Genomic DNA, 16,170 nt, shown 5'->3' with positions numbered 1-16,170 from the left:
CGTAATGATAATCATTGTCATCAAGAAGTCGGGTGGGGGGTGTCCCTCACGAGCAGTTCCGAGGCGGGTGCGGGGCGGCCGAGCAGGTATCCCTGCACCAGATCCGCTCCCACCTCGCGCGCCGTGGCGAGTTCCTCGGCGGTCTCCACGCCCTCGAAGATGCAGACGGCACCGATCTCCCGAGAGAACGTGACGATGCTGACGGCGGCGGCACGACGCATGGGGTCGGTGTCGATGCCGCGCACGATCGAGGCGTCGAGTTTGACCACGCCGGGACGCAGTTCCACCAGTTGGCGCAGGCCCGAGTAGCCGGTTCCCACGTCGTCCACCGAGATGAGGACGCCCGCCGAGCGCAACATCTCGACGGCGACGCCCATCCCGTCGTAGTCGTCGATGCGGTCGTGTTCGGTCACCTCCACGATCCAGCGTCTGCCCCTGTCTCCGCGCCCGATCAGGTCCGCGGCGAGATCGCTGGACAGGATGGTGTCCGCCGAGGTGTTGACCGCCACGAAGGCGCCCGATGGCAGCACGCTGGACGCGGTGATCGCCGCGTGGATGGCACTGAGTTCGAGGTCCACGCGCAGGCCGACGGTCGACGCGTCGGTGAACCACGTCTGCGGTGAGCCGTACCCGTCGGGGAATCGCGACAACGCCTCGTAGCCGACGACGGCTCCCGTGTCGGTGGTGCAGACGGGCTGGAAGACGATGCTCGGGCCGCCCGACGCGATGAGCGCCGCGATGCGGTCGCGCAGGTCCGCCGACGCGGACGCCCGACTGGCGTGGCGACGCTGCATCGTCGCCTCCGCACGCGTCATCAGGTGGTGCAGCGTGGTGCCCACGTCGGCATGCGGGTCGACGGTCTCCGCCACCGAGCCCGTCAGGACCGTGACCGGTGCGCTGCGCAGAGGGGTGCTCTCGAGTCCGGTGGCCAGATCCCGCATCGCGCGATCGGCGGAACCGTCCGGGCCGACGAGAAGCACACACAGGAACTGCGAGGTGCTCAACCGTGCCGCGACGGCGTCCGCCGGAGCCTCGGTGGTGAGCCGCTCGGCGATCTCCTCGAGCACCTCCCGGCCCGAGCCGCGGCCGAAACGCTGCTCGACGTCCGCGAAGTCGGCGATCTCGACGAAGACGCCGAGAGCGGTGCGGCGACTCTGCACGGACTGCGATTGCGACGTCACCCGGTTGTAGAGCCCGCGTCGCGTCAGCAACCCCGTGAGTGGATCGCGTTGCGAGGCCTCGACCTGTCGGCGGAGGTAGGAGACGTACATGCGGATCACGAAGGGTGTGGCGAACATGCTCATCAGCGCGAGGGTGCGTGACAGCACGAGCCAGATCTCCGTTCCCTGCTCGACCGAGACGGCGGCGAGGACGACGAGCAAGCCGCAGGAGAAGGCGACATGCAGGATGAGAGTGCGGGTGTCGGTGAACGCCGCTGCGAACAGGGAGACCAGCACCAGTACGGCGCATGCCGGCATCGACAGGAATGCGGAGTCGTACATCGTCACGACGGTGAGTACGCCGACGTCGGAGTAGACGACGTAGGCGGTCTCGAAGTGCCTCGGACGCGTGGTCGTGAACCAGGCGACCGCGACGGGAACGGTCGTGGCGGAGAACAGAAGTATCCACACCGCGCCGCCCGGTCGGAGGGCGTCGGAGGGCAGGAGCAGCAGGCCGGCGACGCCGACGAGCACCGTGATGCCCGCGATGACGGCGCGAGATCGTTCTGCTGGTCTCGGCGTCAACGCGAGAAACGACAGAACCGGATCAGGACTGATCCGCTGTGATCTCACGACGACTCGTTTCGACGGTCTGCGGCGCCGGAGTGCGCTGGGAATCAGCACACTCCGACGTCAGACTACCGGCGGCGAGTTCGTGCTGCGGCCAGAACCGAGTCGGCGGCGGGCTTCCACGGCATGCAGATCGCGACGGCCACGGCGCACGCCAGGCACGCGGACACCGTGACGTACGAGGCGAACTGGAATCCCTCGAGGCTTGCGGACTTCATCGCCAGAATCAGTTCCGCCTTCTGCTGTTCGAACAGCGACGGCGTGGGACGCTTCGCCATCTCGATCACCGCGATGACGGTTTCGGACGCGAAACCCTTCTCGCCGTCCGTCATCAGCGACGAGGGCACCGCATCGACCAAGGGGGTGACCCGCGCGGAGTAGACCGAGGCGACGATCGAACCCAGTACCGCCACACCGAGTGTGCCGCCGATCTCGCGTGTCGTGTCGTTGACCGCCGACCCGGCGCCTGCGCCGTCCAGGTCGACCGCGGACATGATGGAGTCGGTCGCGGGTCCCTGGACGACGGCCAGTCCCAGCCCCATGAGGACCATCGACAGCAATACCGGGCCGACGTAGGGCGTGTCCACGGTGGTCTGGCCGGCGATGGCCATCCCCGTGCTGACGATGAGCAGTCCCAGCACGATGACGGCGGTGGCACCGAAGCGCTGAGCGATCAGCGTGGCGATCGGTGCGCCCACGCCCACGGCCACCGCGAACGGCAGTGAGTGCAGGCCGAACTCGAGCGGTGAGTACTCGCGGACGCCCTGGAAGTACTGGGTGATCATGAACAGGAAGCCGAACATGGAGAAGTAGCCGACGGCGATCGACAGGGCCGGCAGCGAGAAGCGACGGTTCGCGAACAGAGTCAGATCGAGAACCGGAGCGGCCGTGCGCTTCTCCCACACGAGGAAGCCGGCGATCGCCACAGCGGAGAGCGCGTAGCCGGCGAGGGAGGTGGCCGACAGCCATCCGCGATGCGGGGCCTCGATGATCGTCCACACCAGTGCCGTGATCGCCACCAGTGAGGACACGAGTCCGACGACGTCGAAGCGGCCGACGTGCTCGGCGCGCGACTCCGGGACCAGAACCCGAGCGGCGAGGGCCACGACGAGTGCCACGGGCACGTTGATCCAGAAGACCGAGTGCCACGAGAAGTGTTCCAGCAGATAGCCACCCGCGGTCGGACCGATCGCGATGGCGAAGCCGGCCATGGCCGTCCAGGCGGCGATGGCCAGTGCCTTCTCGCGGGGGTCGGTGAAGATGGTGATGATCATGGCCAGCGTCGCCGGGAACACTGCCGCCGCGAAGACGCCCATGACGGCGCGTGCCGTGATGACCTGGCCGAGGTCACTCGACAGCGCCCCCACCACCGACAGTGCCGCCACCCCGAGCAGGCCGATGATCATGACGCGGCGGCGTCCGTACCGATCGCCGAAGTGCCCGAGCGCCAACAGGAAGCCGGCGAACGTCAGTGTGTAGGCATCGACCACCCACTGCAGGCCGGACATCGAGGTCTGGAGCTCGACGCCGATGGACGGCAGCGCGACGTTGACGATGGTGTTGTCGAGGACCACCAGCAACTCGGCCGCGCAGATGACGATGAGCGCCAGCGCGCGGCCTCGCCCTGACAGCGAGGTGGTGGGTGGTGCCTGATGCAGTGCCATGGAACCCCGCTCCGTCGGTTCTATGCGGTAGCGCATAGAAGGTGGACAGAAGGTAACTGTGTCGCTGCGTCACGGTCAATCGAGTGTGGTGGCCGTCACGCTCGGTCAGTCGACGGGGGCGACCCGGACGAGGTTGCCGTCCGGGTCGGCGACCACGAACGTCCGACCGAACACGTCGTCGTGGGGCGATTCGACGACGACGAGTCCGGCCGTCGTGGACCAGTCCCGGAACACGTCGTCGATCCTCGACGCCGGGCCGGGCAGCATCACCCCGATCTCGGACGTCCGCGGAGTGGCCGAGTGCGCATGGTCGGGGCGCCCGCTCCACAGAGCGAACGTGACGGTTCCGCCCGCGTCGAAGGCGACGTAGCGGGGGCTGCGGAAGGTCGCCTCGATGTCGAACAGCCGACTGTAGAAGTCGGTCGCGCGGTCGATGTCGGTGACGTAGACGAGAAACAGATTGGGTGCGGGCACGAGGACGCTCCTGTGTGAGTGAGGTGGATGACGGACTCCATGAAGCGCGCCATACCTGCCAGAAGCTGTCACCTATTCGGCGCACAATTCCTGTCATGACGTCGTCCCGACTTCTCGCCCTTCTACTGCTGCTGCAGACCCGGCACCGCATCACCACGGGTGAACTCGCGGAACGTCTCGAGGTGAGTCGGCGCACCGTGCTGCGCGATGTCGATGCCCTGTCGGCCGCCGGGGTGCCGGTGTACGCCGAGCGCGGACGGCACGGCGGGATCGTGCTGTTGCCGGGGGCACGACTCAATGCGTCGTACCTCGAGCCGGCAGAGATGGACGCGGTGACGCTCGCCGGTCTCGACGAGGAGCAGCGTGAGCGACTCGGTGTGACCGGGACGCACGATATGGCGATGCGCAAGATCGCGGCGCGTCGAGCAGGCGTCGAGGCGGCGAGCCGCAGTCTCGCGGAGCTGGTCGTCGTCGACAACACGAGCTGGTTCGCACCCGGTCGTGACGTCGTGAACGTCGGTGATCTGGCACTAGACCTTCGTTCCGGCCGCCGACTCCTTCTGCGCTACAGGCGAAGCGGAGCGCTCGAGGCAGAAGCGGTGGTGGTCGATCCGTACGGTCTCGCCGCGAAGGCCGGACGGTGGTATCTGGTCGCCGACGTCGGTGGGCGCGGACGGCTGTTCGCACTGGCGCGGTTGGACGGGTACGAGGTCACGGCCGAGTCGAGTCACCATCGTTCCGTCGGCCTGCGCGGTGTGTGGTCCGAGCTGTCCGCGGCGGTGGAGGCGCCTGGCGACGTGATCGTCGCGGCTCGTCTCCGTTCGAACAGAACGGATCTCGCCCACCGTGTGCTCGGATCGCGCATCACCGCGAGCGAGCCCGCCGGAGACGGCTGGACGCAGATGTCGATCAGATACTCGACCATCGAGGGGGTACGGCAACTGCTGCAGTTCGCCGATCATCTCGAGGTGGTGGAGCCGCGCGAGGCGCGGACACGTGTCGCTGAACTCGCGGCAGACCTCGCTCGTCGACATTCCTGACGGTGTCGGTGGCTCCTGTTATCTTCGCACACATGTTCGAGTCGGGGTGGGCGCAGCAGGATCCGGAGGCCATGGGCCTTCCGGTGGCGCTGACCGATGCGTCGATCGAGGAGGCTCTGGACACCGTCGTTCACGCGACCGCCGGCCTCGGCTTCCTGGAGTGGACTCGCTACCGGGCGGCCGCGCACCTCTACGCCCTGATCGTCGCGCCGGTCGAGGCCTCGGACCGCCGACGCCTGGACGCGGCGACGCAGTGCGCCGCCCGCATCGCCACCGTGCTGTCCGTCAGTCAGGGTGCCGCCGACGGCATTCTCTTTCGCGCCCTCGTGTTGCGCGATCGCCTGCCGCGTGTCGCAGAGTGCCTGCGGGACGGGCTGCTCGCGCCGAAACACCTGCACACCATCGTCACTCGTACCGATCTGGTCGACGGCCGCGACTACGCCGACGAGGTCGACGCCGAGATCGCTGCCGCCCTTCGGCGTCGCCGTTCGTGGTCCGACACCCGGCTGCGGGACATGGTCGACTGCATCGTTCATCGTCATGATCCTGATGCGGTGCGCGAGAGGCGCATCAAGGCGAAGGAGAATCGCTCCTTCTGGGTCGAGAACGCTCCGGACGGCATGGCGGCCGTCGGTGCCACCCTGGCGGCCGAGGACGCGCTGCTCGTCGCAACCCGTGTCGAGGCTCTTGCTGCGAACGTCTGCTCGCGCGATCCGCGCAGCCGCAACGCTCGCGCGTCCGACGCACTGTTCGCGCTCGTCACCGGCACCGGATTCGGTTGTCAGTGCGGCGATCCCACGTGCACACACACGGAGACCGACCCCGACTCGATCAGCGCGACCACCGTCGTCGTGCACGTGGTCGGTGACGCGGCCACCCTGGATGCGGCCACCCCAGCTGCAACGAGCCCGGAAGGTGCAGCCCCCGACACGTCCGGCCGCTCCGGCTTCCTGCACGGTCACGGTGTCATCTCGCCCGACCACCTGCGGGATCTGGCGAACCGTTCCGATGCCGTGCGTCGACCGATGGACGCGACGCCCGCAGCCCATCAGCCGGCCGACCCGTACCGGCCCAGCGCGGCACTCGAGACGTTCGTCCGTGCCCGCGACCAGTACTGCACGTGGCCTGGATGCAACAACCCGGCGGTGACGGCGGACCTTGACCACGTCACCGAGTACGACCACGACGACCCGGCCGCCGGTGGACAGACCACGGCGGTGAATCTCAACGGCAAGTGCCGCTTTCACCACACTCTGAAGACGTTCACCGACTTCCTCGACGATCAGTACCCCGATCCGGAGCTACCCGGCAGAGTCCTCTCGACCGTCACCACCCCGGAGGGTCGCACCGTTCCCGGTCCGGCTCACAACGGATACGACCTCCACCCGGAACTGGCCGACGTCACCTTCGGCGACCCGGTGGTGCACCCGCCGCCCGGGACCGAGTCGCCACCGACGAGACGACGCACTCGCCTTGCGGCCGTTCATGCGCGGCGACGCGCCGAACGCGCACGCAACCGCCGAGCTCGAGAAGCCGCAGCGATCGACGACCCGCCACCGTTCTGAACGACGGTGGCGGGGCTGTCAGACGCGCGCGGATTCGGCGGCGGTCACGCGTCGCTGACGTAGGACACCGGCCACGACAGTGACCGCTGCCAGCACCGCGGAGAAGCCGATGGCCGTCCGCTGCTCCGGCATGATCACCATCATCACGAGGACGACGACGATGAAGCCGATCGCCAGATACGTCAGCCACGGATACAGCCACATGCGCACTGGAGGCCGGCGACCCTCCCGGTCGAGCGTGCGCCGCAACACCAACTGGCTGGCCGCGATGGCGAGGTACACGAAGAGAGCCACGGCACCGGTGGTCGCGAGCAGGTACCCGAACAGTTTCTCCGGCAGCGCGTAGTTGCCGACGACGGCCACGAATCCGAGTGCGGTGGAGGCCAGTACGGCGACGTAGGGCACGCCGCGGCTCGACACCTTGCGTACCGCCGCGGGGGCGTCCCCACGCTCGGACAGCGAGAACAGCATGCGGCTCGCCGTGTACAGCGCGGAATTCAGGCACGAGGCGACGGCGGTGAGGATGACGACGTCCATGATGCGGTCAGCGTGCGGAATGTTCATCTGCCCCAACACGAACTGGTACGAGCCGGTCTCGGCGTCGAGCTCCGCGGCCGGCACCAGGGCGACGACGATGAAGATCGAGCCGAGGTAGAAGATCATGATGCGCCAGATCACCGAGTTGACCGCGCGGGTGATGCCCTTCTTCGGATCGGGCGACTCCGCGGCGGCGATGGTGACGATCTCGGTGCCCATGAACGAGAACATCGTCGTGAGCATGGCGGCGATGACGGCGCCGAAGCCGAAGGGCATGAACCCGCCGTCCGACCACAGGTGCGACACCCCGCTGACGTCGCTGCCCGGCAGCAGACCCAGGATCGCGAGCACGCCGAGCGCGATGAACCCGATGATCGCGACCACCTTGATGAGCGCGAACCAGAACTCGAACTCGCCGTAGTTGCCCACGCTCAGCAGGTTGGTGACGGTGAGGATCAGCGTGATGGCGAGCGCCCAGATCCACTGGTCACCGCCGATCCAGGACGACATGATCAGCGCACCGGCCGTGGCCTCGACCGGGATGACCAGCACCCAGAACCACCAGTAGAGCCACCCGACGGAGAACCCGGCCCAGTGGCCGAGCGCGCGGGTCGCATACGTGGAGAACGATCCGGTGTCGGGGTTGGCGGTCGCCATCTCCCCGAGCATGCGCATCACCAGGACGACGAGGATGCCGGCGAACAGATACGACAACAGCACGGCGGGGCCGGCCAGGTTGATCGCGGTCGCGGATCCGACGAACAGTCCGGCGCCGATGACACCGGCGATCGAGATCATGGTGATGTGACGTGGTTTCAGACTGGTTCCCAGAGCGCCGGGTTGTCCGGTCGCGCTGACTGGGTCCGCGTCCTTGTTGTCGATCGACATGTCAGTTCTCCTCGTGAGATGCGAACCTTCCGAGTCGATCACAACGGTCGGTTCGGTGCCCGGCGCACGGCACATCTCGTCCGATTTGCCCGGTCTTTTCGGGGACTATCCTGAGGTCATGACGACGCCGACCGGACCGCGCGACAACGACGACTCGGCTCGCGACCGCGACCAGCCGACGGAGTACCTCGGCACTCCCGGTCACACGTCGGATCCGGGCCAGGCCTACGGGCAGTCCGGCTACAACCCGACCGAGGCGCTCCCGGCAGGCGACTGGTACGCCCAGCAACCGCCGTACGAGCAGGGCTACCCCCAGCAGCAGCAGTATCCGACTCAGGGCTACCCGACACAGCAGGGTTATCCGCCGCAGCAGGGCTACCCGACACAGGGCTATCCCCAGTACCAGCAGCCCCCGTACCAGCAGAACCAGTACCAGCAGAACCAGTACGGCGAGGCGCCCTTCCTCGAGAACGGCGACAGCAAGCCCCCGCGCGGTCCGAAGACCGCACTCATCGTCGTGGCGGCGCTCGTCGTGATCGCACTCATCGGCACCGGGGCCTATCTGCTGTACGACTCGACGTCGTCCTCGCGCACCGCGGCGCCGGCCATCACGCCGCGCTCCGCCCCGCCCACGACCACGGCGCCGCCGTCGACGAGTGTCCCGCCGCTCGGCTCGCTGCCGGGTCTGGAGCAGATTCCCGGGGGAGTGGGGGAGGCGCTGGGGTCCCAGGGGGCCTCCGTGGGCACGATCATCTCGAACGACGGCACCACCATCGTCATGGACGGGATCGGCGGGTCCACCGTCACCGTGGTGACGAACGCGAACACGCAGATCCTCGCGCTCGGCGCTGCCACGGTGGCGGACCTCGCGCCCGGCACCTCGATCGTGGTGCAGGGCACCCCGCTGGCCGACGGGTCCATCACCGCCGAGGTCATCGTCAGCGCCGGTATCGGCTTCAACTGACGCCGGGGCGTCGACCGACACCACCGAACGAGAGACACCCTCCCCCGCACACGCGGGGGAGGGTGTCTCTCTGTCGATCAGGTCAGGCCTGGCGGGCCATTCCGCGCTCGATCGCCGCGACGATCTGCGGGCGCAGTTCGGCGGCCGCCACTATGTGGTGCACCGAACCGACGGTCCGCGCTCGCTCGATGTTGTGCACCGCCTCGAACTCGGACGCCACCTCACCGAGCTTCTCCGAGCGCACCGCGGTGCGGGTGGCCGACAGCTCCACCTGCAACCGGGCCCGCTCCGTGTCGTCCTCGGAGGAGTTCATGCGTGCCTCCAGATCGCGGACGGACGGGTCGGATGCGGTGCGCTTGTTGACGTCTCGCGTGAAGACCACTGCTGCGGCCGGTGCACCACCGAGGACGGACGCGAACGATCCCTCGACGGCCAGCACCTCCATGTTCTCGTTGAGCGCTCCGGAGAACACCACGAACGCGCCGCCGTGATACCGGGAGACCACGCAGAACACGATCGGTCCGTCGAAGTTGACGATGGCACGGCCGATCTCGGCGCCGTACTCGAGCTGCAGGTTGCGCAGCGACTCCGGTGACCCGTCGAAGCCGGACAGGTTGGCCAGCACCACCAGCGGGCGGTTGCCGCTGGCTGCGTTGATCGCACGGGCCGTCTTCTTGGACGAGCGGGGGAACAGCGTTCCCGACGTCCACTGGTCGGGGCCGTCGGACGGGAACCATCCCTTGCGCGAGATGGCACGCGATTCGATGCCGATCACCGACACCGGGTAACCGGCGAGGTGGGCGTCGAAGACGACGGACGTGTCCGCGTCGGCCATGTCGGCCCATCGCTCGAGCACGGCGTGGTCCTGATCGACCACGGCGCGCATGACGGTGCGGATGTCGAACGGCTTCTTGCGCTCGGGGTTGGTGGCCGAGGAGAAGATGTCGCCGACGGTCTTGAAGTCGCTCGACGGGTGGACGTGCGGGTAGGTCCGCACGTCGCGGTCGACCGGGTCGACGGTCGTGGTGCGGCGCGGGAAGCGTTCTCCCGGTGCGCGATACGCGTGATCGTAGTGCGCGAAGAGAACGTCGCACGCAGCTCCGAGGTTCGGAGCCCAGTACTGCGCCTGCCCGTTGGGGCCCATGACGCGGTCGTAGCCACCGATGCCGAAGTTGTCCTCCGCGGAGACGCCACCGGAGTAGTCCAGGGACTGCTTGCCGGTGAGCACCATCGCGCTCTCCGGCGTCATCACCAGGATGCCCTTGGTGTGCATGAGCATCGTGGCCTCGGCGTTCCAGTACGGCTGCGCGCCGACGTTGATGCCCGCGACGATCACGTTGATCTCGTGACCGGCCTGCGTGAAGGTGATGATGCGGCGCAGAGCCCGCGACACCCAGTCCATGTTCTCCGTGCCGCTGCCCATGGAAATGGTCGCGCCTGAGGAGAGCGCGAACCACTCGACAGGGACGTTCATCTCCTCGGCCAGGTCGATCGCGGCGACGACGCGCGCACACTCGGCCTCGGCCACCGTGCCCAACGCCTTGGTCGGATCGCCGAACAGGGCGACGCGGGTCATGCCCTCCGGGTACAGCGCCGTCGGCGTGGACACCAGGCCCACGATGATGCCCGCGGTGTTCTGACCGTACGGCCGCGAGATGGGTTGCAGCGCACCGGACTCGTCCAGGTCGTACTCGACGAAGGAACCGTCGCGCTTGGTCAGCACGGGGATCAGCTCGTACGGGTACACGGTGCCGCGTGCCTGCGAGCGCTGCACGTTCTGCGTGTACGTGTCCAGCGGGCGCATGGGCTCGGTGGGCGGGTCGGTGATCTTGGTGACCACTCCGGTACCGGGCCGGTACGAGAAGCGCAGGGCCTGCATGGTGGGCTCCGCGCCGGGGCGCACCACGACGCGGGCCATCATGGTGATCTCCTCGAGACCGGCGGCCACGGTGAGCGGCGCGAGATGCCGGGCCACGATGCGCAGCTTGTCGAGCGGCAGGTTCAGCACCGGCCACACGTAGAGGACGACGCGATTGTGGTCGAGGCGGCGGTTGCCGCGGCGAGCCTGGGCGCGGCGGATGCCGTCGAGGCACGCGGAGAGCGTGCGCTCGATGGCGGGAACCGAGACCACGTTGCCCTGGGCGTCGAACTGCACTGCGGCGTCGCGGATCTCGGCCAGGGCGACCAGTCGCTCGTCCTTGGGGTTGTCCTTCGCCACCAGATCGAACAGGTACGTGCCGGGTGCGGAGGGGATGCGGGTGCCGTCGAAGTTCTTGAGGCGCCACAGGTCCAGTCGCTGACCGGTGAGCGGATGCAGGTCGCGGAGCGAGACGTCCTCTGTCAGAACGCCTGCCTGCGGCCGGAACGTCACCTGGCGCGAGATGCCGGTGCCGCGTCCGAAGACGGTGACCGTGACGCGACGCCACGACGTGGTCGCCGGGTGTGCGGCGATCTCGGTGCGCAGCTCCTCGACCACCTGGTCGCCGTCCTCGGGAGCTGTCGGCCACGAGAGGTACAGGTCCACCGCGAGGTTCTCGGGTGCCGGCCCCGCGGTCTCGGTGAGCGCCACCAGCGTCGACGAGAGGCCGGCGCGATCGGTCATCGTCGAGAGCAGGTTGACCTTGCCGCCGACGAGGGTGAAGGTGCCCGAGACATAGTGCTGCCCTTCGCGATCGAAGGCCTTCACGTCCTCGAAGTCACGGATCTCGTAGTACTGGCGGGTGATCACCTCGAGCAGGGCGCCCGGGTCGGACATGCGCTGGGAGAGCAGCTCGACGAGCGGCTCCTCCGTGGCGACCAGGGCGTCGATGCGCTCCTGGTGATCATCGGCGTCGGGCCGCTCGGCCAGGTACTGCAGACTGCCGCGGACACCGTCGTAGACCTGCTCGCGCGCCTTGCGGATCTGCGGCTCGTCGAACAACTGGAAGCGGAGGTTGCGGGCGACGTCGCCGATCACCGGGTACCGCACCTGGGTCGCGACGACGAGGCGGTCGAGCACCTCACCGACGGCGCTGTCCGCGTCGGGGGCGACCGACGGGTCGGCGATCCACCGATCGAGGAGCGCCGCGATGGCCGGGACCTGGTTCTCGATGCGCTGCTGCGCCAGGAAGAGTCGGTAGACGGCCTCCTCGAGATCGGTGCCGCGATCGAGATCGTTCTTGTCGTAGTGCCGTAGTGCGCGAGCCAGCTTGTCGCGGAACTCGTCCGGCAGGCCCTGGACGTCGGCGTCGAGCGACTGCAGGAACGCGTGGAAGTGCTCGCGCGGACTGTGGACGCGCTCGTCGGTGCCCTCCTCGTCCATGGTCGGACGGTTACGCGTCAGCTCGCACATGTCGGCGAAGGTGGTGAGCAGGTCCAGCTCGGCGCGGACCAGCTCGCCGTCCTTGCGCGGGAGTGCCCCGCGCAGAGCGTCGTACTCGGCGATGGTGGCGAGCGCACGGGACGCACTGACGTCGAATCCGCTGAGGAGAGCCCGCAGTTCGTCGAGACGGGCCAGTGCGTCGATGCGGTCGTCGCGGTCGGCGTCGCCGCACGGCGAGCGGAACTCGACCCGGGCGGTGGTGGAGGCGGCGGCCGTCTCACCGATCGGGTCGACGCGCAGCAACGCCGCGCCGTTGTCGACCTGTGCGTTGACGACGGCGAGCACCTCGCTCACCCGGCCGGCCGAGGCGGCGCGCACCGCGGTCTCCATCTTCATGGCCTCGAGGACCACGAGCGTCTGTCCCGCCTCGACCTCGTCGCCCACGGCGACCGGCACGGCGACGACGACAGCGGGGGCAGGTGCGCGCACCAGGCCGGCCTCGTCCTGGCTGATCTGGTGGCTCACGCCGTCGACCTCGACGAGATATCCGGCGGGGCCGGGCACGGTGACGACGGAGTAGCGGGTGCCGTCGATCTCGGCGCGACGCTCGAAGGTGCCGAGCCGCTCGATGTCGATGGTGATCTCGTGGTCGTCGACCGCGACCAGGTAGCGGTGCGGTCCCACCTGGCCGACGGTCAGGCGGTAGCCCTGGCCCTGGTAGTTGAGCTCGACCGTGCGGCCGATGTCGTGGCTGGCGCGGGGACGGCCGCCGCGGGCGGACAGCAGGAACTTGGCGCGCTCACGGGCCTCGTCCGCGTCGTAGGCGTCGACGGCCGCGGCGATCAGTGCGACGTCGGCGACGCGGGTGGGGCCCTCCGCGGTGCCCGCGCCGGTGCGGTCGAGCCAGCCGGTGTCGGCAGTGGCGTCGATGAGCTCCTCGCGGTCGAGCAGGTCGAGCAGGAACGACTTCGTGGTGGTGCCGCCGTCGATGACGACTGTGGTCTCGCGAAGCGCCGTACGCAGCCGGGCGAGGGCCTCGGAACGGTCACGGCCCCAGGCGATCACCTTCGCGACCATGGAGTCGTAGTCGGGCGGGATGACGTCGCCCTGGGCGATGCCCGTGTCGACGCGCAGGCCCGATCCGAGCGGGAACTTCAGCAACCGGACGGTGCCGGGCGCCGGTGCGAAACCGTTGTCGGCGTCCTCGGCGTTGAGTCGTGCCTCGACGGCGTGACCGAACTCGGTCGGGCAGTCGCCCTCGAGCACGTGGCCGCCCGCGACGAGGATCTGCAGCTTGACTAGGTCGAGGCCCGTCGTCACCTCGGTGATGGGGTGCTCGACCTGCAGGCGCGTGTTGACCTCGAGGAACGTGAAGATCTTCTGCTCCGGCTGGTAGAGGTACTCCACCGTGCCGGCGCCGTGATACCCGGCGGCGCGGACCAGCTCCGCGGAGGCGGCGCGGAGCTCGTCGGCCTGCTCCCGGGTCAGGACGGCCGAACTGGACTCCTCGATGACCTTCTGGTTGCGACGCTGGATCGAGCAGTCGCGGACGCCGGGTGCCCACACGTTGCCGTGGGTGTCGGCGATGACCTGGACCTCGACGTGGCGCGCCTCGGTGACGAGCCGCTCGAGGAAGACGACAGGGTCGCCGAACGAGCGCTCGGCCTCACCCTGGGTGCGCTCGAGTGCGAGCTCGAGCTCGTCCTCGGCGAAGACCTTGCGGATACCGCGACCGCCACCGCCGCTGCGCGCCTTGATGATCAGGGGATAACCGATGGCGGCGGCGTGCCGACGTGCATCGGCGCGGGTCTCGACGGGACCACCGCTCCACGGCGCGACCGGGACGCCCACCTTCTCGGCGAGGATCTTGGCCTCGACCTTGTCGCCGAGCAGGCGCATCGAGGCAGCGGACGGGCCGATGAACGTGATGCCCAGGCGAGCGCAGATGTCGGCGAAGGTCGGGTCCTCGGCGACGAAGCCCCAGCCGACCCACACGGCGTCGGCGCGGGCCTCGACGAGTGCGCGCTCGAGTTCGACGTAGTCGAGGTAGGGGTTCTGCACGCCCGTCTTGCGGAGCGTGACGGCCTCGTCGGCCTGGCGGACGAACATCGCCTTCCGCTCGGCGTCGGTGTGCAGAGCGATGACGCGCAGAGGCTCGGCGGACCGCGATTCGTTGTTCAGCTCGCGTACCGCTCGGATGAGGCGAACAGCTGCTTCGCCTCGGTTGACTACTGCTATGCGTGTGAACATGCGCTCCGCCGTCTCGAAGGGAAAGTGTCTTCCGAGCCAGTGTGACGGTCCACGAGCGTACTGGCGAGTACATCTCACCAACGCCCGGAAGGGTCGTGATCGGTCACTGACCTGTGGCGATGCGCTACCCACGGGTATACCGGCGGGTAATGACACGATGGGCCGACGACGGCGCCGTGCCCCGGGAAAAGTACAGTGGAGAGCGATGACAGCGATGTGGTTCGGCCTTGCTCTGATCGCACTCCTCGGTGCGGTGGCACTGCTGTACATCGATCGCGCCCGCCGCGGACAGCAGGGCCGGGTGCGTCAGATCTGGGCGAAAGCGCAGGGCTACCACTACGTTCCCGCCGATCCCGACCTGCCGTCGACCTTCTCGCGCGCGGCCATGGCGAACCAGGAGTTCCTCGGTGCCGTCGACGTGGTCGAGGGTGTGCGACGCGGCGAGGAGTTCGTCCTGTTCGACCTCGAGGACGCCGCGACCGTCGTGGCGGTGCGCCGCGAGGTGGGATCCGACGTCGACCTCGATCTGCGGTCCCGCACGACGCCGCCGCCGAAGGAGGCCGACATGCAGCTCCTCGGCTCGCTGGGTCCGCGCATCATCTTCGCGACCGACCTCGACGTGGCACGGCGAGTCTGTGACCAGCGCATGGTCGCCTTCACGCACTCGGTGCCCGATGTGGTGCAGCTGCTGTGGAGCGAGGGTCCGTGGACGCTGGGCACCGTTCCGGTGGGCAGTTCGGGACGCGACTGGGACGCCGCGATCGACGCCGTCACCCGCCTGTCCGGCCTTCTGCACGTGTTGCCGCCCTCGCGACGCCGCGCAGCACCCGGACGCGACGACTGATCGTTTCATCAGCCACGTGCTGCCGTGAGGAACCTCACCCGTTAGTCTCGTGCGCATGTCGACTCCAACACCGCGGCCCATCGCCCTCGTCACCGGTCCGACGTCCGGCATCGGCGGCGGGTTCGCCCGCCGTCTCGCCGCCAGTGGCCACGACCTCGTCCTGGTCGCCCGCGACACCGTCAGGCTCGAGGCACTGGCCGACGAGCTACGCGCGTCGTACGGCACCTCGTCGGAGATCCTGGGCGCGGACCTCGCGACCGAGGAGGGCCGCGCTGCCGTGGTCGCCCGACTGCAGGAGGGCGTGCAGGTCCTGATCAACAACGCGGGCTTCGGCACGTCCGGCGAGTTCTGGACGGCGGACCCCGCGCTGCTGCAGTCGCAGCTCGACGTCAACGTCACCGCCGTCATGCAGTTCACCCGCGCGGCGCTGCCGTCGATGATCGCGGGTGCGAAGGGCTCGGTGATCAACGTGGCCAGCGTCGCCGGCCTGATGTCGGGTCGCGGTTCCACGTACTCCGCGTCGAAGGCGTACGTCGTCTCGTTCAGCGAGGGTCTCGCGGGCGGTCTCGCCGGCACCGGCGTCCGCATCCAGGCTCTGTGCCCGGGCTTCGTGCGGACCGAGTTCCACGAGCGCGCCGGCATCGAGATGTCGTCGATTCCGTCGTTCATGTACCTCTCCGTGGACCAGGTCGTCGACGCCTCGCTCGCCGACCTGGAGAAGAACACCGTGCTGAGTGTGCCTGGGCTTCAGTACAAGTCACTGACTTCGGTATCGCGTCTGGTGCCCCGTACCATCGCTCGACGCGTGGTCTCCCTGGTCGGCAGCGCGCGCGGTCGCACGTAAGCTCCAACG

10 protein-coding genes are annotated in these 16,170 nt (G+C 68.5%); 5 read left to right on the top strand and 5 right to left on the bottom strand.

The features are described from left to right. Positions 1 to 20: 20 nt before the first annotated feature. The 3 genes from HQ306_RS19205 to HQ306_RS19195 form a co-directional block, all read right to left on the bottom strand. The gene (locus tag HQ306_RS19205) at positions 21 to 1,793 is read right to left on the bottom strand and encodes an EAL domain-containing protein (protein WP_222633158.1); all 1,773 of its coding nucleotides are present in this window, start codon (positions 1,791 to 1,793) and stop codon (positions 21 to 23) included. 65 nt (positions 1,794 to 1,858) lie between these two features. Further along, complete coding sequence (locus tag HQ306_RS19200) at positions 1,859 to 3,454, bottom strand: MFS transporter (protein ID WP_222633157.1); 1,596 nt, start codon at positions 3,452 to 3,454, stop codon at positions 1,859 to 1,861. Between the two features lie 105 nt (positions 3,455 to 3,559). Next, positions 3,560 to 3,928, bottom strand: coding sequence for a VOC family protein (locus HQ306_RS19195; RefSeq protein WP_222633156.1), 369 nt, complete (start codon positions 3,926 to 3,928; stop codon positions 3,560 to 3,562). Positions 3,929 to 4,023: 95 nt separating this feature from the next. On the opposite strand from HQ306_RS19195, the gene HQ306_RS19190 reads away from it, so the two are divergent. Both HQ306_RS19190 and HQ306_RS19185 read left to right on the top strand, forming a co-directional pair. Continuing rightward, on the top strand, positions 4,024 to 4,968 hold the full coding sequence (locus HQ306_RS19190; protein ID WP_222633155.1) for a YafY family protein: 945 nt from the start codon (positions 4,024 to 4,026) through the stop codon (positions 4,966 to 4,968). Between the two features lie 32 nt (positions 4,969 to 5,000). Beyond that, positions 5,001 to 6,533, top strand: coding sequence for an HNH endonuclease signature motif containing protein (locus HQ306_RS19185; protein WP_222633154.1), 1,533 nt, complete (start codon positions 5,001 to 5,003; stop codon positions 6,531 to 6,533). Positions 6,534 to 6,551: 18 nt separating this feature from the next. Here the strand turns inward: HQ306_RS19185 and HQ306_RS19180 are convergent, their stop codons facing one another. Further along, a complete protein-coding gene (locus tag HQ306_RS19180; RefSeq protein WP_027506428.1) occupies positions 6,552 to 7,958 on the bottom strand; it encodes an amino acid permease in 1,407 nt (468 codons plus the stop codon). 118 nt (positions 7,959 to 8,076) lie between these two features. On the opposite strand from HQ306_RS19180, the gene HQ306_RS19175 reads away from it, so the two are divergent. After that, a complete protein-coding gene (locus HQ306_RS19175; RefSeq protein ID WP_222633153.1) occupies positions 8,077 to 8,922 on the top strand; it encodes a hypothetical protein in 846 nt (281 codons plus the stop codon). Positions 8,923 to 9,004: 82 nt separating this feature from the next. On the opposite strand, the gene HQ306_RS19170 is transcribed toward HQ306_RS19175, so the two are convergent. After that, entirely contained in the window at positions 9,005 to 14,473 is a 5,469-nt protein-coding gene (locus HQ306_RS19170) for a carboxyl transferase domain-containing protein (protein WP_222633152.1), read from the bottom strand. Positions 14,474 to 14,687: 214 nt separating this feature from the next. Here HQ306_RS19170 and HQ306_RS19165 point away from each other — a divergent pair, with 214 nt between their 5' ends. Both HQ306_RS19165 and HQ306_RS19160 read left to right on the top strand, forming a co-directional pair. Continuing rightward, positions 14,688 to 15,317, top strand: coding sequence for a hypothetical protein (locus HQ306_RS19165; RefSeq protein WP_056444305.1), 630 nt, complete (start codon positions 14,688 to 14,690; stop codon positions 15,315 to 15,317). Between the two features lie 55 nt (positions 15,318 to 15,372). Further along, positions 15,373 to 16,161, top strand: a complete 789-nt coding sequence (locus tag HQ306_RS19160; RefSeq protein ID WP_204869786.1) for an SDR family oxidoreductase — start codon at positions 15,373 to 15,375, stop codon at positions 16,159 to 16,161. The last annotated feature ends 9 nt before the right edge of the window (positions 16,162 to 16,170 follow it).

The sequence above is a fragment of the Rhodococcus sp. BP-160 genome (genome assembly GCF_019836205.1).
Taxonomy (GTDB): domain Bacteria; phylum Actinomycetota; class Actinomycetes; order Mycobacteriales; family Mycobacteriaceae; genus Rhodococcoides.
Note: the sequence above shows the minus strand (reverse complement) of the source record. Positions and strands in the feature narration are given on the sequence as shown.

What these genes read in the sequence shown, in the direction of transcription:
- HQ306_RS19200 (WP_222633157.1), bottom strand. Translation starts at nt 3,454, where the DNA reads ATGGCACTGCATCAGGCACCACCCACCACCTCGCTGTCAGGGCGAGGC.
- HQ306_RS19190 (WP_222633155.1), top strand. Translation starts at nt 4,024, where the DNA reads ATGACGTCGTCCCGACTTCTCGCCCTTCTACTGCTGCTGCAGACCCGG.
- HQ306_RS19185 (WP_222633154.1), top strand. Translation starts at nt 5,001, where the DNA reads ATGTTCGAGTCGGGGTGGGCGCAGCAGGATCCGGAGGCCATGGGCCTT.
- HQ306_RS19180 (WP_027506428.1), bottom strand. Translation starts at nt 7,958, where the DNA reads ATGTCGATCGACAACAAGGACGCGGACCCAGTCAGCGCGACCGGACAA.
- HQ306_RS19175 (WP_222633153.1), top strand. Translation starts at nt 8,077, where the DNA reads ATGACGACGCCGACCGGACCGCGCGACAACGACGACTCGGCTCGCGAC.
- HQ306_RS19170 (WP_222633152.1), bottom strand. Translation starts at nt 14,473, where the DNA reads ATGTTCACACGCATAGCAGTAGTCAACCGAGGCGAAGCAGCTGTTCGC.
- HQ306_RS19165 (WP_056444305.1), top strand. Translation starts at nt 14,688, where the DNA reads ATGTGGTTCGGCCTTGCTCTGATCGCACTCCTCGGTGCGGTGGCACTG.
- HQ306_RS19160 (WP_204869786.1), top strand. Translation starts at nt 15,373, where the DNA reads ATGTCGACTCCAACACCGCGGCCCATCGCCCTCGTCACCGGTCCGACG.